Origin of the sequence: Piscinibacter sp. XHJ-5 (genome assembly GCF_029855045.1) — a bacterium.
In the GTDB taxonomy this organism is placed as follows: Bacteria; Pseudomonadota; Gammaproteobacteria; order Burkholderiales; family Burkholderiaceae_C; genus Albitalea.
Genome location: NZ_CP123228.1, coordinates 6,619,784 through 6,640,630, shown reverse-complemented (window position 1 = coordinate 6,640,630; position 20,847 = coordinate 6,619,784). Strand labels below are relative to the sequence as shown.

25 protein-coding genes are annotated in these 20,847 nt (G+C 70.5%); 21 read left to right on the top strand and 4 right to left on the bottom strand.

Annotated features, from left to right (window positions below):
* Window positions 1–35 precede the first annotated feature (35 nt).
* The 4 genes from P7V53_RS31470 to P7V53_RS31455 are packed head-to-tail and all read left to right on the top strand — an operon-like array spanning window position 36 to window position 3,056.
* On the top strand, window positions 36–1,025 hold the full coding sequence (locus P7V53_RS31470; RefSeq protein ID WP_280153428.1) for a KpsF/GutQ family sugar-phosphate isomerase: 990 nt from the start codon (window positions 36–38) through the stop codon (window positions 1,023–1,025).
* Entirely contained in the window at window positions 1,025–1,603 is a 579-nt protein-coding gene (locus tag P7V53_RS31465; RefSeq protein ID WP_280153426.1) for an HAD hydrolase family protein, read from the top strand. Before P7V53_RS31470 ends, P7V53_RS31465 begins: the two co-directional genes overlap by 1 nt.
* Entirely contained in the window at window positions 1,600–2,280 is a 681-nt protein-coding gene (gene lptC, locus P7V53_RS31460) for an LPS export ABC transporter periplasmic protein LptC (RefSeq protein WP_280153424.1), read from the top strand. The genes P7V53_RS31465 and lptC overlap by 4 nt, the downstream gene beginning before the upstream one ends.
* Window positions 2,277–3,056 carry an SDR family oxidoreductase gene (locus tag P7V53_RS31455; protein ID WP_280153423.1) on the top strand — a complete coding sequence of 260 codons (780 nt, stop codon included), beginning with the start codon at window positions 2,277–2,279 and terminating at the stop codon, window positions 3,054–3,056. The genes lptC and P7V53_RS31455 overlap by 4 nt, the downstream gene beginning before the upstream one ends.
* A 64-nt stretch (window positions 3,057–3,120) precedes the next feature.
* On the opposite strand, the gene P7V53_RS31450 is transcribed toward P7V53_RS31455, so the two are convergent.
* Complete coding sequence (locus P7V53_RS31450; RefSeq protein WP_280153422.1) at window positions 3,121–3,591, bottom strand: RNA-binding protein; 471 nt, start codon at window positions 3,589–3,591, stop codon at window positions 3,121–3,123.
* A gap of 278 nt (window positions 3,592–3,869) precedes the next feature.
* Between P7V53_RS31450 and P7V53_RS31445 the strand changes: the two genes are divergently transcribed.
* Genes P7V53_RS31445 through P7V53_RS31435 form a run of 3 tightly spaced genes read left to right on the top strand, consistent with a single transcriptional unit; the run spans window position 3,870 to window position 6,249 of the window.
* A complete protein-coding gene (locus P7V53_RS31445) occupies window positions 3,870–4,808 on the top strand; it encodes a hypothetical protein (RefSeq protein WP_280153421.1) in 939 nt (312 codons plus the stop codon).
* A gap of 2 nt (window positions 4,809–4,810) precedes the next feature.
* Window positions 4,811–5,593, top strand: coding sequence for a helical backbone metal receptor (locus P7V53_RS31440; RefSeq protein WP_280153420.1), 783 nt, complete (start codon window positions 4,811–4,813; stop codon window positions 5,591–5,593).
* 14 nt (window positions 5,594–5,607) lie between these two features.
* Entirely contained in the window at window positions 5,608–6,249 is a 642-nt protein-coding gene (locus tag P7V53_RS31435) for a MarC family protein (protein ID WP_280153419.1), read from the top strand.
* A gap of 3 nt (window positions 6,250–6,252) precedes the next feature.
* Here P7V53_RS31435 and P7V53_RS31430 read toward each other — a convergent pair whose 3' ends face one another.
* Window positions 6,253–7,104 carry a LysR family transcriptional regulator gene (locus tag P7V53_RS31430; protein WP_280153418.1) on the bottom strand — a complete coding sequence of 284 codons (852 nt, stop codon included), beginning with the start codon at window positions 7,102–7,104 and terminating at the stop codon, window positions 6,253–6,255.
* Window positions 7,105–7,171: 67 nt separating this feature from the next.
* Here P7V53_RS31430 and P7V53_RS31425 point away from each other — a divergent pair, with 67 nt between their 5' ends.
* The 9 genes from P7V53_RS31425 (at window position 7,172) to P7V53_RS31385 (ending at window position 15,057) form a co-directional block, all read left to right on the top strand.
* Complete coding sequence (locus tag P7V53_RS31425; protein ID WP_280153417.1) at window positions 7,172–8,380, top strand: YbfB/YjiJ family MFS transporter; 1,209 nt, start codon at window positions 7,172–7,174, stop codon at window positions 8,378–8,380.
* A complete protein-coding gene (locus P7V53_RS31420) occupies window positions 8,377–8,970 on the top strand; it encodes a carboxymuconolactone decarboxylase family protein (protein WP_280153416.1) in 594 nt (197 codons plus the stop codon). Before P7V53_RS31425 ends, P7V53_RS31420 begins: the two co-directional genes overlap by 4 nt.
* A gap of 133 nt (window positions 8,971–9,103) precedes the next feature.
* The gene (locus P7V53_RS31415) at window positions 9,104–10,195 is read left to right on the top strand and encodes a hypothetical protein (RefSeq protein WP_280153415.1); all 1,092 of its coding nucleotides are present in this window, start codon (window positions 9,104–9,106) and stop codon (window positions 10,193–10,195) included.
* A gap of 6 nt (window positions 10,196–10,201) precedes the next feature.
* On the top strand, window positions 10,202–10,552 hold the full coding sequence (locus P7V53_RS31410; RefSeq protein WP_280153414.1) for an MmcQ/YjbR family DNA-binding protein: 351 nt from the start codon (window positions 10,202–10,204) through the stop codon (window positions 10,550–10,552).
* A 4-nt stretch (window positions 10,553–10,556) separates the two neighbouring features.
* Window positions 10,557–10,901: a hypothetical protein gene (locus tag P7V53_RS31405; RefSeq protein WP_280153413.1), complete on the top strand. Its 345-nt coding sequence runs from the start codon at window positions 10,557–10,559 to the stop codon at window positions 10,899–10,901.
* A 116-nt stretch (window positions 10,902–11,017) separates the two neighbouring features.
* On the top strand, window positions 11,018–11,449 hold the full coding sequence (locus P7V53_RS31400; RefSeq protein ID WP_280153412.1) for a hypothetical protein: 432 nt from the start codon (window positions 11,018–11,020) through the stop codon (window positions 11,447–11,449).
* An 82-nt stretch (window positions 11,450–11,531) separates the two neighbouring features.
* Window positions 11,532–12,977, top strand: a complete 1,446-nt coding sequence (creD, locus tag P7V53_RS31395; RefSeq protein ID WP_280153411.1) for a cell envelope integrity protein CreD — start codon at window positions 11,532–11,534, stop codon at window positions 12,975–12,977.
* Complete coding sequence (locus tag P7V53_RS31390) at window positions 12,974–14,626, top strand: GMC family oxidoreductase N-terminal domain-containing protein (RefSeq protein WP_280153410.1); 1,653 nt, start codon at window positions 12,974–12,976, stop codon at window positions 14,624–14,626. Before creD ends, P7V53_RS31390 begins: the two co-directional genes overlap by 4 nt.
* A 74-nt stretch (window positions 14,627–14,700) precedes the next feature.
* Window positions 14,701–15,057, top strand: a complete 357-nt coding sequence (locus P7V53_RS31385; RefSeq protein ID WP_280153409.1) for a thioredoxin domain-containing protein — start codon at window positions 14,701–14,703, stop codon at window positions 15,055–15,057.
* On the opposite strand, the gene P7V53_RS31380 is transcribed toward P7V53_RS31385, so the two are convergent.
* A complete protein-coding gene (locus tag P7V53_RS31380) occupies window positions 15,054–15,509 on the bottom strand; it encodes a DinB family protein (protein WP_280153408.1) in 456 nt (151 codons plus the stop codon). The genes P7V53_RS31385 and P7V53_RS31380 overlap by 4 nt on opposite strands.
* A gap of 38 nt (window positions 15,510–15,547) precedes the next feature.
* On the opposite strand from P7V53_RS31380, the gene P7V53_RS31375 reads away from it, so the two are divergent.
* The 5 genes from P7V53_RS31375 to P7V53_RS31355 all read left to right on the top strand — a co-directional run bounded on the left by P7V53_RS31375 (window position 15,548) and on the right by P7V53_RS31355 (window position 19,832).
* The gene (locus P7V53_RS31375) at window positions 15,548–15,877 is read left to right on the top strand and encodes a metalloregulator ArsR/SmtB family transcription factor (protein WP_280153407.1); all 330 of its coding nucleotides are present in this window, start codon (window positions 15,548–15,550) and stop codon (window positions 15,875–15,877) included.
* On the top strand, window positions 15,870–16,328 hold the full coding sequence (locus P7V53_RS31370) for an SRPBCC domain-containing protein (RefSeq protein ID WP_280153406.1): 459 nt from the start codon (window positions 15,870–15,872) through the stop codon (window positions 16,326–16,328). The genes P7V53_RS31375 and P7V53_RS31370 overlap by 8 nt, the downstream gene beginning before the upstream one ends.
* 2 nt (window positions 16,329–16,330) lie before the next feature.
* A complete protein-coding gene (locus P7V53_RS31365) occupies window positions 16,331–17,164 on the top strand; it encodes a hypothetical protein (RefSeq protein WP_280153405.1) in 834 nt (277 codons plus the stop codon).
* A gap of 110 nt (window positions 17,165–17,274) precedes the next feature.
* The gene (locus tag P7V53_RS31360; protein WP_280153404.1) at window positions 17,275–18,651 is read left to right on the top strand and encodes a cystathionine beta-synthase; all 1,377 of its coding nucleotides are present in this window, start codon (window positions 17,275–17,277) and stop codon (window positions 18,649–18,651) included.
* A complete protein-coding gene (locus P7V53_RS31355; RefSeq protein WP_280153403.1) occupies window positions 18,648–19,832 on the top strand; it encodes a PLP-dependent aspartate aminotransferase family protein in 1,185 nt (394 codons plus the stop codon). The genes P7V53_RS31360 and P7V53_RS31355 overlap by 4 nt, the downstream gene beginning before the upstream one ends.
* A gap of 11 nt (window positions 19,833–19,843) precedes the next feature.
* On the opposite strand, the gene P7V53_RS31350 is transcribed toward P7V53_RS31355, so the two are convergent.
* The gene (locus tag P7V53_RS31350) at window positions 19,844–20,782 is read right to left on the bottom strand and encodes an alpha/beta hydrolase (protein ID WP_280153402.1); all 939 of its coding nucleotides are present in this window, start codon (window positions 20,780–20,782) and stop codon (window positions 19,844–19,846) included.
* Between the last annotated feature and the right edge of the window lie 65 nt (window positions 20,783–20,847).

Here is a 20,847-nt window from a genome sequence, read left to right as displayed (position 1 = left end):
ATCGGCGCATCCTATCGGACACCCGGCGCCGCACCGTGCCTGCAAAACCCTCATTCGACGCGCAGCGCGCCTTGCACCTCGCCCACCAGACCTTCGACATCGAGTCGCAGGCGCTGCTGGGTCTGAAGGCGCGGCAGGGCGAGAGCTTCACACGCGCGGTCGAGGCCATGCTTCTCTGCAGCGGCCGCGTCGTCGTGATGGGCATGGGCAAGAGCGGCCACGTGGGCCGAAAGATCGCCGCGACGCTGGCCTCCACCGGCACGCCTGCAATGTTCGTGCATCCGGCCGAAGCGAGCCACGGCGACCTGGGCATGGTGACGTCCGCCGATGTGGTGCTGGCCATCTCCAATTCCGGCGAGGTGGACGAGCTGGCGGCGATCCTGCCGGCGCTCAAGCGCGTCGGCGTCACGCTGGTCGCCATGACCGGACGCGCCGAATCGACGCTCGCGCGGCACGCCGACATCGTGCTGAGCAGTGCCGTCGACCAGGAGGCCTGCCCGATGAACCTTGCGCCCACGGCGAGCACCACCGCGCAGATGGCGCTCGGCGATGCGCTCGCGGTGGCGCTGCTCGACGCACGCGGCTTCCGCGAAGAAGACTTCGCGCGGTCTCATCCCGGCGGAGCCTTGGGGCGCAAGCTGCTGACCCACGTGCGTGACGTGATGCGCAGCGGCGACGCCGTGCCGCGCGTCCTGCCCGACACGCCGTTCATCGAGACGATGCGCGAGATGACCAAGAAGGGCCTCGGCGCGACCGCGATCGCGGACCCGCAGGGCCACGTGCTCGGCATCTTCACCGACGGCGACCTGCGCCGGCTGCTCGAGCAGGGAATGGACCTTCGCGGCCTGACCGCGCGCGACGTCATGCATCCCAACCCGCGCCTGGTACGCGAGGACGCGCTGGCGGTCGATGCCGCTGACGTGATGGAACAGTTCCGCATCACCAGCGTGCTGGTGCTCGACTGCGATGGGCTGCTCGTCGGCGCGTTGAACTCCAACGACCTGATGCGGGCGAAAGTGATCTGATGGCGCCGGCACTCCCCGTGGCGGCGCTGTCGTTCGCGCCCGACCTGCTGCTGAAGGCGCAGGGCATCCGCGCGGCGATCTTCGATGTCGACGGTGTGCTGACCGACGGTCGCATCTACCTCAGCGAGCGCGGCGAGGAGTTCAAGGCCTTCAGCACGCTCGACGGCCATGGGCTCAAGCTGCTCGCCCAAGGAGGCATCGTCGTCATCGTCATCACCGGTCGCGACTCGCCCGCGGTGCGTCGGCGCATGGCGGACCTCGGCATCGTGCATGCGGTCTACGGCGCGCACGACAAGCTCGCGGCGGCCGCGGGTGTGATGAGCACACTGCAGGTCGGCTGGGACGCGCTGGCGGTGATGGGCGACGACTGGCCCGATCTGCCACTGATGATGCGCGCGGCGTTCTCCTGCGCGCCGGCCAACGCCCATGCCGAAGCCAAGGCGGTAGCTCACCACGTCACGGCCGCGGCCGGCGGCCATGGCGCGGCGCGCGAATGCTGCGATCTGCTGCTCACGGCGGCCGGCCGCTACACGACGCTGCTGCATGGTCATCTGGTCACGCTGGACGAATCGCCATGAGCGCCACGCCGCTGCAGGACCCTGCCGTCGGGCTCGCCCCGCCGGTGCCCGCGCGAGCCGCGCCGGCACCGCGTCCGCCGTGGACGGCCCGCCTGCTGGAGCAGGCGTCGTCCTACCTGCCGCTGCTGGTGATGGCGGTGCTGGCGCTCGGAAGCTGGTGGCTGGTGAAGAACACGCCGACGCCCGATCCCGAACGCCCGGCCGCGCCGCTGCGCCACGAGCCCGACTACGTGATGTCGAACTTCATGGTGCGGCGCTTCGCGCCGGACGGCACCATGCGCGCTCAGATCGAAGGCGACACGATGCGCCACTACCCGGACACCGACACGCTGGAGATCGACAACGTGCGCCTGCGCGCGGTCGCCCCGGACGGCCGCGTCACGCGCGCCGAAGCGCGCATGGCGCTGTCCAACGCCGACGGCAGTGAGGTGCAGCTGCGCGGCGGCGCGCACGTGGTGCGCGAAGCTCTCGGCGGCGAGGAGCCGATCGAGTTCCGCGGCGAGTTCCTGCATGCCTTCCTGAACACCGAGCGCCTGCGATCGCACCTGCCGGTGACGGTGACACGCGGCGGCGCCGAGGTGCGCGCCGAGTCCATGGACTACGACCACCTCGACCGGCTGGTCCAGCTCAAGGGTCGCGTCACGGCGCAGTTTCCCCCGACGGGTCCGCGCAAGTGACGCGCGCGCCCCTGGTGTTCATCACCGGCGCCTCCAGCGGCATCGGCCAGGCGCTGGCCGCGCGGTACCACGCGGCGGGCTATCGGCTCGCGCTGGCCGCGCGCCGCGGCGCCGAGGTCACGGCGTGGGCGCAATCGCAAGGCATCGCGGCTGAAGAGTTCGCCGTCTACGCGGCCGACGTGCGCGACGTGGCCAGCATCACCGGCGCCGGACGGGACTGCATCGCTTCGCAAGGCGTGCCGGACGTCGTCATCGCCAACGCCGGCATCAGCGTCGGCATCGACACGGCCGTTCTCGACGACCTCGAGGTCATGCGCGCGACCTACGAGACCAACAACCTGGGCATGGCCGCCACCTTCCAGCCCTTCGTGCGCGCGATGTGCGAGCGCGGCAGCGGACGCCTGGTGGGCATCGCCAGCGTGGCCGGCATCCGCGGCCTGCCGGGTCACGGCGCCTACTGCTCGAGCAAGGCCGCGGTGATCAGCTACTGCGAAAGCCTGCGCGGCGAGTGCCGTCCTCATGGCGTGAAGGTGGTGACGATCGCCCCCGGCTACATCGACACGCCGCTCACGCGCCACAACCGCTACGGAATGCCTTTCCTGATGGCACCCGAGCGCTTCGCCCACAAGGCCTTCGATGCGATCGCCGCCGGGGCGAGCTTTCGCACCATTCCGTGGCAGATGGGCGTGGTGTCGAAGCTGCTGCGCATGCTGCCCAACGCCCTCTTCGATGCGGTGCTTGCGGGCCGTCCGCGAAAGCGGCGACTGGGCGAATGAGCCAAATAAAAAGGCGGCGAGCCCGAAAGCTCACCGCCTTGTTTGCTGCTGGATGCTGCGAGGCTCAGTAGCCGCGGCTGCCGCCACCGCCGCCGTAGCCGCCGCCCTTTCCGCCGCCACCGCCGCCGTAGCCGCCGCCTTTTCCGCCGCCGCCACCACCGCCGTAGCCGCCTTTTCCGCCGCTGCCACCGCCGCCGTAGCCACCGCTGCCACCGCCGCCATAGCCGCCGCCGCCACCACCACCGTAGCGGCCACCGCCACCGCCGCCGTAGCCGCCGGGACGCTCTTCGCGCGGGCGTGCTTCGTTGACGACGAGGGCACGGCCGTCGAGGACCTGGCTATGCATGCCTTCGATCGCGGATTTCGCTTCGGCGTCGGAGCCCATCTCCACGAAGCCGAAGCCCTTGGAGCGGCCAGTGTCACGGTCCATCATCACCTTGGCCGAAGTCACGGTGCCGAACTGTGCAAAAGCTTGTTGGAGATCGTCGTCGCGGATGCTGTAGGCGAGGTTGCCCACGTAAAGTTTGTTGCCCATTGGAGAGCGCCTTTCGTTCCTGAAAACCCAGTGAGACCTTGGAGCGTCAACCTATCCTGAACCATTCAAGCAAAGGCGCTGCTACCGAACTGGAAATTCCATTATCAAGTAAACGAGAAATCGTGCGCAAAGCCGCGCCGAATAAAGTGTTGTTTTCGGGCAGCCGTTCGAGGTACCCGGTAAAACCCTCGCCGCCGCTCGTCACCAGCGGTAAAAACCGCCGAGCGCTCCTGCGTGAAAACCCGGGGTCGCATCCTTTGGAAACCCTGCTGCGCACCATGATCGACCCCTTTGCCGATCCCTTCGTGCGCCCCTCGTCGCGCAGTCCGCTCGAAGCGCTGAGCCTGGTACTCGGCAGCGTCGACGCCGTTCGCAACGGGCGCGCGCTGTATCTGCTCTTGTTCACGTTTGCGCTCGCCGGCCTGCTCACGGCGATGGCGCAGGCCTCGCTGCTCAGCGGCGGCGGCTGGTGGGGACCGCTTCAGGCCGGCGCGGCGCTGTTCGTCGCGTTCTATGGCGGCAATGCCGCCGGCATCCTGGTCATGGACCAGGCGCGCGGCCTGGCGGTGCGCGATGTGCCCGATGCCGTGCGGACCTCGCTGCTGACCGCGCACCGGCTGCTGCTCGCGCTGCTCGTCATCGCCATCGGCTACGCGGCGCTGGCCGCGCTGCTGCTTGCGGTGCTTTGGCTGTGCCGTGTCGCGGTGAGCGGGCCGGTGCTCGGCCCCTGGCTCTTCGGGCTGGCCGTGCCGCTGGGCGTAGTGGGGGTGGGCGTGGCGCTGCTGGCCTTGGTGGCGGTGGTGGTGCCGCTCGCGGCGCCCGGCGTGTGGGCCGGCGCAGGCGTGTGGACCCTGGTGCGTCAGCTCTGGCGGTGGATGCGCCAGCGCCTGCTCACGGTGGCGCTGCTCATGGCCGCGGTGAGTCTGCTCACCGCCGGCGTCGGCGCGCTGGTCAGCTTCGCCGTCGCTGCCGGGGGCAGGGTGGTGTCCGAAGTGGCCGTGCGCGTGGTCGGCATCGACGTGCCCGCCGCCGAGCTGATGGCAGGATTGTTCGGCCGCGGCCTGCGCAGCGTGGGTCCCGCTGCATCCAGCCAGCACGCCGGTGCGGCGCTGGTCGGCGGCGGCGTGGTGTTCGCGCTGGCGCTGGTCCTTCCGGGCCTGGTGTACCTGCGCGGGACGTGCTCGGTCTATCTCGCCATGGTCGAGGACGCGCGCTGAGCATGGCAGCCGCGTTGCGCATCGCAAGCCTGGTGCCCAGCCTGACCGAACTCGTCGTCGCGCTCGGGATGGCCGAGCTGCTCGTCGCGCGCACCGGGTTTTGCGTGCATCCGGCCGACGTGGTGCGGCGCATCGCCAAGGTGGGCGGCACCAAGGACGTGAACCTCGCCAAGCTGCGCCGCCTGGCGCCCACCCATGTGCTCGTCAACGTCGACGAGAACCGTCTCGACACCGTGCAGGCGATCCAGGCATGGCCGGCCGACGAGCGCCCGCAGATCGTCGTCACGCACCCGAATGCGCCCGAGGACAACCTCGAGCTGATCGATCAGATCGCCGCGGTTTTCGACGACATCGAAGGGGTCGCCTCGTCCGCGCAAGGCCTGCGTGAGGCGATCGCGCACGAGCTGGCGCTGACGCAGCGGGAGCGGCATGCGCCGCAGCACGTGCTGTACCTGATCTGGCGCGAGCCGTGGATGACGGTCGCGCGCGACACCTACATCGCCCGCATGCTGGCGCGTGTCCACTGGGACACACTGCCGGCCGTCGATGGCGGCGCGCAGGGCGCCGCGCGCTACCCGGTCGTGCGCGGCGACGAGGCCTGGCTGGCCGAGGTGCAGCAGGTGCTGCTCAGCTCGGAGCCGTATGCCTTCGGCGCGCAGCACGTAGGCGCGGCGCGGGCGCTGTGTCCGAATGCGGCCGTGCGCATCGTCGACGGCGAAGCCATCAGCTGGTATGGCCCGCGCGCCGTGGCCGGCCTTCGCTACCTGCGTGGGCTCGCGGCCTGACGAGACAATCGCCCATGGACTTGCTCAAGCCGCTGATCGCCTTGCTGGCCATCGTCAACCCGATCGGCGTCGTGCCGTTCTTCATCCATTTCACGCAGAACCTGACGCCGCAGCAGCGACGTCGCACGATCCGCGTCAGCGCGTGCACCGCCTTCATCGTCATCGCCGTCAGCGCGATCGCCGGGCTCAAGATCATCGAGTTCTTCGGCATATCGCTCGCGTCGTTCCAGGTGGGCGGCGGCACGCTGCTGCTGATCTCGGCGATCCAGATGCTCAACGCTCAGCCGGCCGAGGGTCGCAAGGAGGACGTCAGCGAAGGCGCCAGCAAGGTCGACGCCGGCGCCAGCATCGCGGTGGTGCCGCTCACCATCCCGCTGCTGACCGGCCCGGCGACCATCTCCACGATGGTCATCTACGCCGAGAAGACGCGCCACTGGTGGCAGCTCGCGGTGCTGGTGGGCTACGGCGTCGTCGTCGCGGTGGCGACCTTCGTCGTCTTCTCGGCCTCCGGGCGAATCGCGAAGGTGCTCGGCCAGACCGGCATCAACATCATGACCCGGCTGATGGGACTCATCCTCGCGGCGCTCGCGGTCGAGCTGCTGGCCGATGGACTGACCAAGCTGTTCCCGGTGCTGGCCTCGCACCTGGCGCGCTGACCCTTAGCGCGCCAGCAGCTCGCGCAGCGCCAGCAACGGCGCCGACTGCTCGCCGTTGCGCCATATCAGCGGCGTGACGACATGCGACACCGCGCGCGGCAGGCGGTGCCGGCGCACCTCGGCGCCATTGACGGTGTCCAGCACCGATTCGGGCACCAGTGCGATGCCGGTGCCCGAAGCCACACAGGCGACGATCGCGTGGTAGGACCCGAGCTCGAGCACGCGGGTGGCGGGCGTGTGCGCCGCGCCGAGCCAGCGCTGCAGCACGCGCCGGTAGGCGCAGCCGCTGGGAAAGGCAATCAGCGAGTCGCCCTCGACATCCTGCGGCCCGCGAATGGCGCCGCGTTGAGTCGACGAGATGAGCACCAGCCGCTCCGTGAACAACGGCTGGTGCGCGAGGCCGGGTGCGGTGGGCGCTTCGGCCACGAACGCGGCGTCCAGGCGGCGCTCGGCAACGGCGGCGGTCAGCGCATCGTTGGTGCCGGTGGTCAGCTCCACGCGCACCTGCGGGCAGGCCGCGTGGTAGCTGGCCAGCACGCCGGGCAGCCGGCTTGCGGTGGTGCTTTCGAGTGCGCCCAGGCGGAACACGCCGCGCGGCGCCGATCCGCTCAACGCCTGGCGCGCTTCATCGGACAGGCGCAGCAGCCGCTCGGCATAGTCGAGCAGCAGCTCGCCGCTGGGCGACAGATGCAGCCGCTGCTTGCTCCGATAGAACAGCTCGGCGCCCAGCGAGGACTCGAGCTGCTTGATGCGCATGGTGATGCTCGATTGCACGCGATGGAGCTTGCGGGCGGCGCGCACGATGCCGCCTTCCTCCACCACGGTCTTGAAGATGTGCAGGTCGGCGAGGTCCATGGGGCTCTCCGCGATGTTCTCGAATGGAGAAAGAGTCGTTCCAAATTATTCAATATCCGCGAAGGCCATGTCCACCTACGATTCGGCGATGGACTCCGGCGCACCGCTCACGACACATCGCACCCTGCTGACCGGCCTGGCCGGCCTGGCCGCGGCGATGGGCATCGGACGCTTTGCCTTCACGCCGCTGCTGCCGCTGATGCAGGCCGACGGCCTTGCCTTGTCGCAGGGGGCTTGGCTGGCCGGCGCCAACTACCTGGGCTACCTGCTGGGCGCGCTGGCCTGCATCGCCTGGAATCCGGCGCCGCGACGTGCGGCGCGTGCGGGCTTGGCGGCCGTCGCGGTGTCGACGCTCGGCATGGCGCTGGCACCGCCGTTCGTGGCCGGCCTGGGGCTGCGGTTCGCCGCCGGTGCCGCCAGCGCCTTCGTGCTGGTGGGGATTTCCGCCTGGGCCCTGGCAGTGCTCGCTTCGCAGCAGAGGACCGATGCGGCCGGCGGTGTCTACGCCGGGGTCGGCGTCGGCATGGTGGTCGCGGGGCTCGCAGCCATGGGGGTCGGACTGGCCGGTCAGCCGGCCACGACGGGCTGGTGGCTGCTCGGTGGGGTGGCCGCGGCCGTCACGGCGTGGAGCTGGCCGACGCTGCGACCCGAGGCTTCGCGGCAGGCTGCCCCTGCCGCAGCACGGGCGGCCTTTCCCCGCTCGGCGCTGACGCTGGTCGCCTGCTACGGCGCCTTCGGTTTCGGCTACATCCTGCCTGCCACTTTCCTTCCCGCCGCGGCGCGAGAGCTCGTCGCCGACCCCGCGGTGTTCGGCTGGACCTGGCCCATCTTCGGCGCGGCCGCGGCGGTCTCCACGCTGCTGGGCGGTGTCCTGCTGCGCCACCTGTCGGCGCGCGTGCTGTGGGCCGCCAGCCAGATGGTGATGGCCGCGGGCGTGCTTTTGCCTGCGTTCGCGCCGCACAGCATCGCGGCGCTGATCGGCAGCGCCGTCTGCATCGGCGGCACCTTCATGGTGGCCACCATGGCCGGCCTGCAGGAAGCGCGACGCGTCGCCGGGGCGGCGGCGCCGCGCCTGATGGCTGCGATGACGGCGGCTTTCGGCACCGGCCAGCTGATCGGGCCGTTGCTGGTCGGCGCCGGCGATGCCGGCGCGAGCGCCTGGCCGACGGCAGCCCTCGCCGCGGTGCTGCTGGTGGCCAGCTCCGCCGCCCTGCTGATGCGCTCGAAGCCCGGCGCCCCTTCCCGACAACCCGCTGACCGATGGAGCCCTCGATGACCGCATCGCCGCACCCCCAAGGCCTGACCGACCGCATGCCCCCGCTGCCGCGGGAATCGCTCGATGCCGCGCAGCGCGCGGCCGCCGACGAACTGATCGCCGGGCCGCGCAAGGCGGTGATGGGACCGTTCATCCCGCTGTTGCGCAGTCCCGAGCTGCTCGCGCGCGTGCAGAAGGTCGGGGAATACCTGCGCTTTCACAGCGCGCTGCCGGCGCGCGTATCCGAGTTCGCCACGCTCATCGTGGCGCGTCATTGGTCGCAGCAGTTCGAGTGGTGCATTCATGTGCCGCTGGCGCTGAAGGCCGGAACCGCGCCGCAGACGATCGCCGCGGTGCGCGAAGGAAGGCGCCCCGACGGCATGGACGACGAAGAGCGCTGCGTGCACGACTTCACGTGCGAGCTGCTGCAGCAGCGCGGCGTCAGCGACGCCACCTACCGCGTGGCGCGCGATCGATTCGGCGAGCACGGCGTCGTGGATCTCACCGGGCTCATCGGCTACTTCTCGATGATCAACCTGGTGCTGAACGTGGCGCACACGCCGCCCGAGATTGCCGACGGCGTGGAGCCGCTGCCGACCCTGCCGCGCTGAGGCCACGCCGTGTGACGCCACCACCCACTCGCGGGGCGCCGACCCTGGCATGGCCGATTGCGGTCTTTGTTCACGACGCGAAAGCAGGCCGCGCGTGTAAGGTGCCGGCAACACGATGTCCCGCCTTCGGTCCATGTCTGCAAACGACCAAGCGCCCCTTCTCGATCCGATGCCGCCGTTCCCGGTGCTCTTCGACGAGCCCCCCGATCCGTGGCGGTGGCCCCCCCTGCCGTACGACTGGCGCCACGAGGCGCCGCCGGACATCGATGTCGTGCAGCCCTGCCGGGTCGAGACGGCGTCGGGAACGGCGGTGGACGGCTTCATCGCCGGCATCGATGTGCCCGGCGGCACGCTGAGCCTGCGCACCACCTTCGACGGCGCCACGCTCGCCCTGCCGTTCTCGCGCTTTCGCCGCCTGGTGCTCAACCACCCGCTGCGAGGCCTGGAGCCGCGTGCCGGGCTGCCGTCGGAGCGCGTTCCGGCGGCGACCCAGGAGCGGGAGTACCGCCTGGTCACCGCGGACAGCAACGAGGTGCTGGTCGGACGCTGCGCCGGCCACGTCGAGACCGACGCCGGGCTGTTCCTGTTCCTGCCTTCATCGGACCATCGTTCGCTGCTGCGCGCATTCGTCCCGCGCTGCGCCTACAGCCGGTGCGAGTTCGGGCCGACCGCGCAGGACCTCGCGGCGGAGCGTTGGATCGCGACGCCGGCGCAGCTCATGGACGCCCTCGCGCGTCAGATGCGCATGCCGGTGGTGCCCATCGGACAGTCCCTGCAGAACCTGGGCATGGCGACGCCCGAGCAGCTCCAGCGGGCCCTGGCCGAGCCGCTGGGCGACCTGCCGCTGGGCGAGCGACTGGTCGCGCTGGGCGTCATCTCGCAGGCCGATCTGCAGACGGCGATCGCGCACAAGATGGGATATCCCTTCGTCGACCTCACGCGCTTCCCGATAGAGCACGCTGCGGCGCGCAAGCTGCCGCTGCGCCTGGCGATCGCCCACCGCGCGCTGCCGATCATGCTCGAGCGCGACCGGCTCGTCGTCGCGGTCGACCGGCCCGCGCGGCTGGCGGCGCTGCAGGCGCTGTATGCGCTGGCCGCGTTCAAGGTGGTGCCGGTGCTCGCGGCCAAGGGGCAGATCCTGCTCGCCCTGTCGAGCTTGTCGAGGCAGGACCTGTGGTCGGACAATGTGTCGGTCCGCGCCGGCTTCTTTGCCACCACCCGCTGATCCCCGATGACTTTTGCCGCCCTGAAGACGCACGCCGCTTCGCTGCCCGCCGCCACGGCCGACATCAAGTGGGGCTGCGACTGGGTGGCCAGCGTTGGCGGCAAGATGTTCTTCGCCGGCGGGCCCGAGCCGGGTCCCTGGGACGGCTGCTCGTTCAAGGTCGACGATCACCGCTTCCTCGAGATCACCGGCCTGCCGGGTTTCGCCCCGGCGCCCTACCTGGCGCGCGTGAAGTGGGTGCAGCTGAAGGACCCGAAGGCGCTGCCGCTCGCCCAGCTGAAGGGACTGGTGACGCGCTCGCACGAGCTGGTGCTGGCCAGGCTGCCGAAGAAGCTGCAGCGCGAGCTGCTGGGCTGAGCGGGTGCGCGCGAACGAGCGCCGCGCGCCGTTGCACCACTACCACGTCTACGTCGTCGAGCTGGACGACTCGGTGTGGAACGAGCCGCGATTTCGGCGCGCCAATCCCGATCACCGCCTCGGACTGCCCTTCGTCTACGTCGGCATGACGGGCACCGACCCGGACCTGCGATTCGACAGGCACAAGGCCGGCATCCAGGCGAACCGCTTCGTGCAGCGCTACGGTCTTCGGCTGCTGCCGCGCCTGTACGAGGTCTACAACCCGATGCCGTACGAGGGCGCAAGGGAGATGGAGGTGGAGCTGGCGATCGCGTTGCGCGAGCGAGGGTACGGGGTCTGGCAGGCGTGAGGCCGCGGACTGCCTGCGGTTCACGCTGCGCGACAATCGCCGTTCCTGATCCGCGGAGGGCCGCCGCGCGCGAGACATCGCGGGAACGGCCTCCGCACTCTTGAGCGAGGTGCTCCATGGACCGCAAGTTCGTCGTCGCGCTGGCCTGGGTTTTCGTCGCGGCAGGGCCCGCCGTGTCGCAGGCGCCCGATCCCGCCGGTGCATCGCACCCGCTGGTCGGCAAGTGGCAATGGACGAACAGTGTCAACCGCTGCACCGAGGTCTACGACTTCCGCCCCGACGGCACCGCCGCCGTCACCAGTGGTGCCGAGCGTTCGGACAACACCTACACCGTGTCCCGGGAGCCCGATGCTCGCGGCTTCTACGCGCTGACGATGAAGATCACCAAGGACCATGGCGGCAAGGACTGCGGTGACATCGAGCAGGACGAGACGGGCCAGGAGCACACCAACTACCTGCTGTTCGAGCCGTCGCGGGAAATGCATGTCGTCTGCCAGGAGCCGAATCTGAAAGCTTGCTTCGGCCCCCTCAAGCGCATGGGCAAGTGACCCCGCGAGGTCCGCTTCACGCCGACTTCATCCACCTTTCATCGCCGCGATCGACAGTGCGCGCCTTTCATGGAGCGCACCGATGAAGATCCATCCTGTCGTCCCCAAGCTGCTGGCCGTGATCGGCATCGTGGGATTGCTGACGCTGGCCCTCGCGCGCGTCAGCGCACTCGTCGAAGAACGCCACGAGCGCTTGCGCGAAGCCGAGCGCAGCGTCGAGCAGAGCCAGGCCGGCCGCCAGGCGCTGGCCGGCCCGGTGCTCGTCAGCCATTGCACCGAGCAGTGGGACTCGGTGGTGGGCGACGGCGCCGACCGCAAGTCCCTGGCGGCGAGCCGCGAGTTCATGCTCACGGCAGCGCCGAGCCGCCTGGCGGTGCAGGCCGATGCGAGCCTGGAGCCCCGCTGGCGCGGCCTGTTCAAGGTGAACACCTACGCCGGCAAGGCGACGGTCCAGGCGCACTGGAACTCGCTCGCCGCGCTCAGTCCGAAAGGCGAGCATGCCGGCTCACGGGTGGCCTGCGCCGCGCCGGTGCTGATGGTGGCCTTGAGCGATGCACGCGGCATCCGGCATGCGCGCATCACCGCGGCGGGCCAAGCCCTCGCGGTCCGTTCGGGGACTCGTCATCCGAGTCATCCGCGCGGCTTTCATGCCGTGCTGCCGGAGCTGCCCCGCAACGCCGACGCGCCGTTCAGCGCCGAGCTCGCGCTGGAGCTGGTTGGCACCGCGGCGCTCGGCTTCGCGCCCGTGGCCGACGACACGCGCGTGCAGCTCACCGCGAACTGGCCGCATCCGTCGTTCGGCGGACGCTTTCTGCCGGTGACGCGCGAGGTGCGGCACGACGGCTTCAGCGCGACATGGCAGGTCTCCTCGCTGGCCACGACCGCGCCGGACGACTTCGCGCGCCGCGCCTTGCTGTGCGCCCCCCATGGCAGCACGCCCGACATGCAGGCCGGCGCTTCGCGCGACCGGCGCGCACTGCGGCCCGAGACGAAGGGCGTCGGCACGGCCGGCTGCATCGAGGCCTTCGACGTCGCCTTCATCGACCCGGTGAATCCCTATTCGCTGAGCGATCGCGCGATCAAGTACGGCCTGCTGTTCATAGGACTCACCTTCGCCGCTGTCGGGATGATCGAGGTGCTGCGCCAGCTGCGAGTGCATCCGGTCCAGTACCTGCTCGTTGGCTGCGCGCTGAGCATCTTCTTCCTGCTCCTGCTCGCACTGTCGGAGCACCTGCCGTTCGGCGAGTCGTACGCGATCGCTGCCGCCGCCTGCGTCGCCCTGCTGGCGTTCTACGCGCGCCACCTGCTCGGCGGATGGCGTGCGGGACTGGCGTTCGGGGGCGGCGTGGCGGCGCTGTACGGCGCGCTCTACCTGCTGCTGCAGCTGGAGCAGACCGCGCTGATCCTCGGCGCCGTGCTGCTGTTCGCGGTGCTCGCCGGCGTGATGGTCGCGACCCGGCGCATCGACTGGTACGGGTTGACGCGCAGCGAGCCCGCCGGCGCCCCGCTCCACAATCGCGCCTCATGACCACGCCGACGTACGACTACATCATCTGCGGCGCAGGCACGGCGGGGTGCCTGCTCGCCAACCGGCTCAGCGCCGACCGCACCAGGCGCGTGCTGCTCATCGAAGCGGGCGGCCGCGACGACTACCACTGGATCCATATCCCGGTCGGCTACCTCTACTGCATCGGCAACCCCCGCACCGACTGGCTGTACCACACTGATGCCGACCCCGGCCTCAACGGCCGCCGCCTGCGCTACCCGCGCGGCAAGGTGCTCGGTGGCTGCTCCAGCATCAACGGGATGATCTACATGCGCGGCCAGTCGCGCGATTACGACCACTGGGGCGCGCTGGGCAATGACGGCTGGAGCTGGTCGGACTGCCTGCCGTTCTTCCTGAAGCACGAGGACTACTACAAGGGCGCGGATGCGTTCCACGCGGCGCCCGGCTTCGACCGCACCGGCCAACGCCAGGGCGGCGAGTGGCGGGTCGAGAAGCAGCGGCTGCGCTGGGACGTGCTCGATGCGTTCGCGCAGGCCGCGCAGCAGGCCGGCATTCCGCACAGCGAGGACTTCAACCGCGGCGACAACGAAGGCGTCGGCTACTTCCAGGTCAACCAGCGCGGCGGCATCCGCTGGAATGCGGCCAAGGCCTTTCTGCGGCCGGTGATGGCGCGCGAGAACCTGCAGGTGTGGACCGGGGCGCACATCGCGCGGGTGGTGCTGGAGCGCGACGCTGCCGGGCTGCGCGCGAGCGGTGTCGAAGTCATCCCGCATGGCGGCGGCGAGCGGCTGCGCGTGCAGGCCGCGCGCGAGGTGATCGTGGCCACCGGCGCCGTCGCGACGCCGCAGCTGCTGCAGCTGTCGGGGATCGGCGATCCGGCGCTGCTGCAACAGCATGGCATCGACGTGCAGCATGCGCTTGCCGGCGTCGGCGAGAACCTGCAGGACCACCTGCAGATTCGCGCCGTGTTCAGCGTGCAGGGCGTCAAGACGCTGAACACGATGACGCGCCACTGGTGGGGCAAGGCCTGGATCGGGCTCGAGTACCTGCTCAAGCGCAGCGGCCCGATGAGCATGGCGCCGTCGCAGCTCGGCGCTTTCACGCGCAGCGACGCGGCGCAGCCGCATCCCAATCTCGAATACCACGTGCAGCCGCTGTCGCTCGAGGCCTTCGGCGAGCCGCTGCATCCGTTCAACGCCTTCACCGCCAGCGTGTGCAACCTCAACCCGAGCAGCCGCGGCCACGTCAGGCTGCGCGCGCCGGACCCGCTGGAGGCACCGAGCATCCGCGCCAATTACCTCGGCACCGAGGACGACCGCCGGGTGGCCGCGCAATCGCTGCGGCTCACGCGTCGCATCGTCGCGCAGCCGGCGCTGGCGAGGTACCGGCCGCAGGAGGTCAAGCCCGGCACGCAGTTCCAGAGCGACGAGGAACTCGCACAGCTGGCCGGCGACATCGGCACGACGATCTTCCATCCGGTGGGCACGGCGAAGATGGGTCCTGCCGGCGATCCGCTGGCGGTGGTGGATGCGCGGCTGAAGCTGCACGGCATGCGCGGGTTGCGGGTTGCCGACGCGAGCGTGATGCCCACCATCACCAGCGGGAACACCAATGCGCCGGTGCTGATGATCGCGGAGCGAGCGGCGCAGTGGGTGCTGGAGGAGAGCTGAGGGTCGTGGGTCCGCCGCCAGGCGGCGGATAACCCCAAGCCTGCGAGCGCTCGCTGCCGAGGCAAACTCGCGCCATGTCCGCCGACTCCCCGTCCCCCCGTCTGCTCGTGGCCGGCCTTTGCGCGCAATGGTGCGGCACCTGCCGCGACTGGCGGCCGGTGTTCGACGAACAGGCGCGCCACTTCGCCGGCCTTGCCGACTTCGCCTGGGTCGACGTGGAGGATCACGACGAGGTGATGGGCCACGTCGACGTGGAGAACTTCCCCACGCTGATGATCGCGCGCGGCGATGACGTGCTGTTCTTCGGCACGATCACGCCGCATGCGCAGACGCTGGCGCGGCTGGTTCAGAGCGCCGTCAACGGCGACATGAAGCCGGTGGACAACGCCGAGGTGCAAGGCCTGCCGCAGCGCGTGCGCGAGGCCTCCTAGTGGCCTAGCGCCTGCAGCTCGTCCCAGTGCGAGCGGTCGTGCGCCGCGATGCCCTCGGCCAGCGAGGCCAGCGTGAGCACGCCGAAACCGCCGAAGATGCCCTTGCGCTGTCCGTCGCGCGGCAGATGCTCGCGCAGCAGCGCCACCGTGAGCTCGCGGGCTGCTTGCCAATCGCGCAGCGCCGCCCCTGGGTCCTGCTGCTGGTAGTCGCGCTCCAGCGCCAGCGTGCTGCCGTCGATCTCGGACAGCTCGGGCAGGTCTTCGTCGAGGATGCGGCGGATGCGCGTGGCGTAGCCTTCGCGTTCCAGGTCGCGCAGGTGGCACAGATGCTCCACCAGCGAGAAGCCGCCGCCTGGCGGCCGTGTGCGTTGCCGGGCTGCCGGAAACCCGGCCACGAAGCGCGCCACCCGCGCGGGAAATGCCTGCAGCTGCTCGATGAGGGCGGTCGTCATGCTTGACCTCATCGTAACCACATGGCTACGATAGCGCAATGCCGCTGTCCCGAGACGAACAACGCAGCGCGTGCCTGGCCGCCCTGGCCGACCCCACGCGGCGCGCCATCCTCGACCTGCTGGCGCGCAGGCGCCTGCACGTCGAGGAGCTGGCGGCGCACTTCACCGTCAGCCGGCCGGCGATCTCCAAGCATCTGCGCACGCTCAAGCGCGCCGGCCTGCTCAGCGAGGAGCACGAAGGGCGGCGTGCCTTCTATGGCGTCAACGCCCGGCCGCTGGCCGAGCTGGAGCGCTGGCTCGCGATGCAGCGGCGCGTGTGGGAGACCAGCCTGGGCACCCTGAAGCGGCTGGTGGAGCGCGATGACTGAGCCGCGCGTCGTCGTCGCCGGCATGCAGATCGAGGGCGAGGTGTGGCTGGCCGCGCCGCCATCGCGGGTGTTTCGCGCGCTCACCACGCCGCAGCTGCTGGCCGCGTGGTGGGGCGACGCCGGCGTGTACACCACCCACGACTGGCAGCTGCGCGCGGACGAAGGTGCGCCATGGCGCTGCGAAGTGCGGCTGGCCAACGGCCGGCGCCACCACATCGAAGGCACGGTGCTCGAAGTCGTGCCCGACCGGCGTCTGCGCCTGAGCTGGCAGCCGAGCTGGGATCGGCTGCCGCTCACCGAGGTGAGCTTCGAGCTGGAGGCACAGCGCGGCGGCACGCGGCTCGCGCTTCGCCACAGCGGCTTCCGGCCGGATTTCTCGGGACTGGAGACTCACCGTGTCGGCTGGCCATGGGTGCTGGGCTGGCTGGCCGCAGCGCTGGCAAAGGAGTAGCGATGACGACGATGGCCGCTTTCATCGAGCAAGCTTGGACCGACCACGCCACCGACGAAGCCGGGGTGGCGACGCGCGTGGAGGCGCAGACAGCGCAGCTCGCGCACGCGCCCGAGCAGATCGCATCGTTTCTCGCGCTCGCGCAGCATGTCCTGATCAGCCATCGCGGCGACGCGGCGGCGATGGAGCGCTGCCTGCAGCGCGTGGCCGACATGCGGTGCGACGAGGCCGCGCTGGGGGCCATCGCCGCGGCCCGCCTGGCGGCCGCATTGATGCGCGACACGGCGACGCCCGCCGGTGGCGTGCCGGTCGCCGTCGCGATCCGCGCACACGGCAATGCAGCCTGCGGGCATGCGTCGCGCGGCGATGCCGCCGCTGCACGCGCGCTGCTGCAGTCGGCCACGGCGCTGGCGCGCGAAGACGATGCGCCGGCCTTGAAGGCGCTGGCCGCTTGCCATCACAACCTGGCCGCGCAGCTGCAGGAGGCCGGCTCGTCGCCGGCGACGGACGAGCTGATGATGCATGCCGCGCGCGAATCGCGCCGCGTGTGGCTGCAGGCGGGCACCTGGGTGAACGTCGAACGCGCCGACTACATGCTGTCGCGCTGCGCGGCGACGCTCGGCGACCTTGAACAGGCGCTCGCCCATGCACGCTCCTGCCTCGCGATCTGCGAAGCCAACGGCGCCGATGCGTTCGAGCGCTTCTTCGCGCACGAGGCGCTGGCGCGCGCGGGCGACGACCGATCCGCACATCTGCAAGCGCTGCGCGCGCTGCTCGCCGGCATCGACGACGAAGGCGATCGCGCCTACGCGCAGTCGGTGCTCGACGCGCTGTAGCCCTGGTTGTTGCCCGGAGTGCATCCGGGCTACGATGCCATTTCCTCGGCGCGCCGCCCGCGCGACCCGCATGGCGCGCCGGCCCCACGGCTGACCCACAAGGTGATGGCATGACGACAACCTCCACCCGCCCCGCGGTGCTGGACCTCATCGGCAACACGCCGCTGGTCCCGGTGACGCGGCTGGACACCGGCTGCTGCCAGCTCTTCCTCAAGCTGGAGTCGCAGAACCCGGGCGGCTCCATCAAGGACCGCATCGGGCTGGCGATGGTCGACACCGCCGAGCGCGACGGCCGCCTGAAGCCGGGCGGCACGGTGGTCGAGGCCACCGCCGGCAACACCGGACTGGGCCTGGCGCTGGTCGCCCGCGCCAAGGGCTATCGCGTGGTGCTGGTCGTGCCCGACAAGATGTCGACCGAGAAGGTGCTGCACCTGAAGGCGCTGGGCGCCGAGGTGCACATCACGCGCTCCGACGTCGGCAAGGGCCATCCGGAGTACTACCAGGACCTGGCCGCGCGACTGGCCCGCGACATACCCGGCGCCTTCTTCGCCGACCAGTTCAACAATCCCGCCAACGCGCTGGCGCACGAGACCAGCACCGGGCCCGAGATCTGGCAGCAGATGGGGCACGACGTCGACGCGATCGTGTGCGGCGTCGGCTCGGGCGGCACGCTGGCCGGGCTGTCGCGCTACTTCAAGAAGGTGCAGCCCGCGCTCGGCATCGTCCTGGCCGATCCGAAGGGCTCGGTGGTCGCCGAATACACGCGCAGCGGCAAGGTCGGCGAGGCCGGCTCGTGGGCGGTCGAAGGCATCGGCGAGGATTTCATCCCGTCGATCGCCGACCTGTCCAGCGTCTTCGCCGCCTATGAGATCGGCGACGAGGAGAGCTTCGGCACCGCGCGCGAGCTGCTGCGCACCGAGGGCATCCTCGGCGGCTCGTCCACCGGCACGCTGCTCGCCGCCGCGCTGCGCTGGTGCCGCGAGCAGAAGACCCCCAAGCGCGTGGTCAGCTTCGTCGTCGACACCGGCACGCGATACCTGTCGAAGATGTACAACGACCAGTGGATGCTCGACCAGGGCCTGCTGGCGCGCAAGCGCTACGGCGATCTGCGCGACGTGATCTCGCGCCGCTTCGAGGAAGGCGCGGTGGTCAGCGTCGGCCCGGGCGATACGCTGCTGACGGCGTTCGCGCGCATGCGCGCGGCCGATGTGTCGCAGCTGCCGGTGCTCGATGAAGGCCGGCTCGTGGGCGTGCTCGACGAGTCGGACCTGCTGCTGAGCGTGCATGCCGATGCGGCGCGATTTCGTTCCACGGTCAGCACCGCAATGACCGATGCCCCCGAGACCCTTTCGCCCCAGGCCAGCCTGGCGGACCTGGAAGCGGTGCTCGACAAGGGCCTGGTCGCCATCGTCGCCGACGGGAGCGGCTTCCACGGCCTCATCACCCGCTTCGACCTGTTGAACCACCTGCGGAGAACGCTCACGTGAGCCACGACACCCCATCGAAACCGCGCGCCTTCGGCACCCGCGTGATCCACGCCGGACAGGCGCCCGACCCCTCCACCGGCGCGATCATGCCGCCGATCTACGCCACCTCGACCTTCGTGCAGCAGAGCCCGGGCGTGCACAAGGGCCTGGACTACGGCCGCTCGCACAACCCGACGCGCTGGGCCTTCGAGCGCTGCGTGGCCGACCTCGAAAGCGGCTCGCAGGCCTATGCGTTCGCCTCCGGGCTGGCCGCCATTTCCACCGTGCTGGAGCTGCTCGACGCCAACGCGCACATCGTGTCGGGCGACGACGTGTACGGCGGCACCTTCCGCCTGTTCGAACGGGTGCGCGCGCGCAGCGCCGGCCACCGCTTCAGCTTCGTCGACCTGACCGACCCCGGCAAGCTGGTCGCCGCGATCACGCCGCAGACCCGGCTGGTGTGGGTGGAGACGCCGACCAATCCGCTGCTGCGTCTGGCGGACCTGCGGGCGCTCGCGCAGATCTGCCGCGATCGCGGCATCCTCTGCGCCGCCGACAACACCTTCGCCAGCCCCTGGGTGCAACGGCCGCTGGAGCTCGGCTTCGACATCGTCGTCCACTCCACCACCAAGTACCTGAACGGCCACTCCGACGTCATCGGCGGCGTGGCCGTGGTCGGCCGGGAAGCGCGTCACGACGCGATCCGCGAGCGGCTGGGCTTCCTGCAGAACGCTGTCGGCGCCATCGCCGGCCCGTTCGACAGCTTCCTCGCGTTGCGTGGCGTGAAGACGCTTGCGCTGCGCATGGAGCGCCATTGCAGCAACGCACTCGAGCTGGCCCGCTGGCTCGAAGCGCAGCCGCAGGTCGCGCGGGTGCACTACCCGGGGCTGGAGACGCATCCCCAGCATGCGCTGGCCCGGGCGCAGATGCGTGGCTTCGGCGGCATGATCTCGATGGACCTGAAGACCGATCTGGCCGGTGCCAGGCGCTTCCTCGAGGCGGTGCGCATCTTCTCGCTCGCCGAAAGCCTCGGCGGCGTCGAGAGCCTCATCGAGCACCCGGCCATCATGACCCACGCCACCATCCCGCTGGAGACGCGGCAGACGCTGGGCATCGGCGATGCCCTGGTTCGGCTGTCGGTGGGAGTGGAGGATGTGGAGGACCTGCGCGAGGATCTGGCGCAAGCCCTCGCGACGATCTGATCGCCGGCAGCCTACGCGAGCGACCGCCGAAGCTCCGCGGCGCAGATCGCGACCGCCGTGTTGGCCTCGTCGATCACCTTGCCCATGGTGATGAAGCCGTGGATCTGCCGTTCGAAGCAGATTTCGGTGCAGCGCGCGCCGGCTTCGCTGAGCCGCTGCGCAAAGGCCAGTCCTTCGTCGCGCAGCGGGTCGTAGCCGGCAGTCAGCACCAGGGCCGGGGGCAGCCCCGACAGGTCCGGATGGTGCAGCGGTGAGGCCCGCCAGTCGCGCTGCTGGGCTGCCTCGGCGAGGTAGTGGCCGCGGAAGTACCCGATCGTGTCCGCCGTGAGCAGGTAGCCCTGTCCATTGCTGCGGTGCGAAGGCAGCGCGCAGGTGTTGTCGGTCGCCGGATAGATCAGCAGTTGGAAGACGATAGGCGGATCGGCGGCCTCGCGCGCCGCGAGGGCGACGACCGCGGCCAGGTTGCCGCCCGCGCTGTCGCCGCCCACCGCGAGCCGCGTGGCATCGAGCCCGAGCCCGGGCGCTTCGCGATGCACCCAGCGCGCTGCCGCCAGCGCATCGTCGACCGCCGCGGGAAAGCGGTGCTCCGGCCCCATCCGGTAGTCGACCGACACCACGGCGCAGCGTGCCGCATTGGCAAGCTGGCGGCACAAGGTGTCGTGCGTGTCCAGATCGCCCACGACCCAGCCGCCGCCGTGGTAGTAGACGAGCGCCGCAAGTCGTTCGCCCGCGAGGGCGCCCAGCGGCCGGTACAACCGCAGCGCAATCTCGCCGAGCGGGCCGGTCGCCGACAGCGCGCGCACCTCGGCCACCTCGGGGGGCGCCGGCTGCGTGAAGGAGCGACGCTCGCGGTACATGCGCCGGGCTTCGTCCGGCGCGAGCGTGTGGATGGGCGGCACGCCGCGTTCGTCGATCAGCGACAGCAGTGCGCGGGCTTGCGGATGCAGCATGGCAGCTCCTCGGGTATTTCGCCTGTCTGGCGGTGAGCATCGTCCTATATTCGCCTGACTGGGGA

What these genes read in the sequence shown, in the direction of transcription:
- P7V53_RS31420 (WP_280153416.1), top strand. Translation starts at nt 8,377, where the DNA reads ATGACCGCATCGCCGCACCCCCAAGGCCTGACCGACCGCATGCCCCCG.
- P7V53_RS31425 (WP_280153417.1), top strand. Translation starts at nt 7,172, where the DNA reads ATGTCCACCTACGATTCGGCGATGGACTCCGGCGCACCGCTCACGACA.
- lptC (WP_280153424.1), top strand. Translation starts at nt 1,600, where the DNA reads ATGAGCGCCACGCCGCTGCAGGACCCTGCCGTCGGGCTCGCCCCGCCG.
- P7V53_RS31430 (WP_280153418.1), bottom strand. Translation starts at nt 7,104, where the DNA reads ATGGACCTCGCCGACCTGCACATCTTCAAGACCGTGGTGGAGGAAGGC.
- P7V53_RS31365 (WP_280153405.1), top strand. Translation starts at nt 16,331, where the DNA reads ATGACGACGATGGCCGCTTTCATCGAGCAAGCTTGGACCGACCACGCC.
- P7V53_RS31370 (WP_280153406.1), top strand. Translation starts at nt 15,870, where the DNA reads ATGACTGAGCCGCGCGTCGTCGTCGCCGGCATGCAGATCGAGGGCGAG.
- P7V53_RS31390 (WP_280153410.1), top strand. Translation starts at nt 12,974, where the DNA reads ATGACCACGCCGACGTACGACTACATCATCTGCGGCGCAGGCACGGCG.
- P7V53_RS31375 (WP_280153407.1), top strand. Translation starts at nt 15,548, where the DNA reads ATGCCGCTGTCCCGAGACGAACAACGCAGCGCGTGCCTGGCCGCCCTG.
- P7V53_RS31435 (WP_280153419.1), top strand. Translation starts at nt 5,608, where the DNA reads ATGGACTTGCTCAAGCCGCTGATCGCCTTGCTGGCCATCGTCAACCCG.
- P7V53_RS31400 (WP_280153412.1), top strand. Translation starts at nt 11,018, where the DNA reads ATGGACCGCAAGTTCGTCGTCGCGCTGGCCTGGGTTTTCGTCGCGGCA.
- P7V53_RS31445 (WP_280153421.1), top strand. Translation starts at nt 3,870, where the DNA reads ATGATCGACCCCTTTGCCGATCCCTTCGTGCGCCCCTCGTCGCGCAGT.
- P7V53_RS31415 (WP_280153415.1), top strand. Translation starts at nt 9,104, where the DNA reads ATGTCTGCAAACGACCAAGCGCCCCTTCTCGATCCGATGCCGCCGTTC.
- P7V53_RS31360 (WP_280153404.1), top strand. Translation starts at nt 17,275, where the DNA reads ATGACGACAACCTCCACCCGCCCCGCGGTGCTGGACCTCATCGGCAAC.
- P7V53_RS31410 (WP_280153414.1), top strand. Translation starts at nt 10,202, where the DNA reads ATGACTTTTGCCGCCCTGAAGACGCACGCCGCTTCGCTGCCCGCCGCC.
- P7V53_RS31465 (WP_280153426.1), top strand. Translation starts at nt 1,025, where the DNA reads ATGGCGCCGGCACTCCCCGTGGCGGCGCTGTCGTTCGCGCCCGACCTG.
- P7V53_RS31450 (WP_280153422.1), bottom strand. Translation starts at nt 3,591, where the DNA reads ATGGGCAACAAACTTTACGTGGGCAACCTCGCCTACAGCATCCGCGAC.
- P7V53_RS31380 (WP_280153408.1), bottom strand. Translation starts at nt 15,509, where the DNA reads ATGACGACCGCCCTCATCGAGCAGCTGCAGGCATTTCCCGCGCGGGTG.
- P7V53_RS31440 (WP_280153420.1), top strand. Translation starts at nt 4,811, where the DNA reads ATGGCAGCCGCGTTGCGCATCGCAAGCCTGGTGCCCAGCCTGACCGAA.
- P7V53_RS31385 (WP_280153409.1), top strand. Translation starts at nt 14,701, where the DNA reads ATGTCCGCCGACTCCCCGTCCCCCCGTCTGCTCGTGGCCGGCCTTTGC.
- creD (WP_280153411.1), top strand. Translation starts at nt 11,532, where the DNA reads ATGAAGATCCATCCTGTCGTCCCCAAGCTGCTGGCCGTGATCGGCATC.
- P7V53_RS31350 (WP_280153402.1), bottom strand. Translation starts at nt 20,782, where the DNA reads ATGCTGCATCCGCAAGCCCGCGCACTGCTGTCGCTGATCGACGAACGC.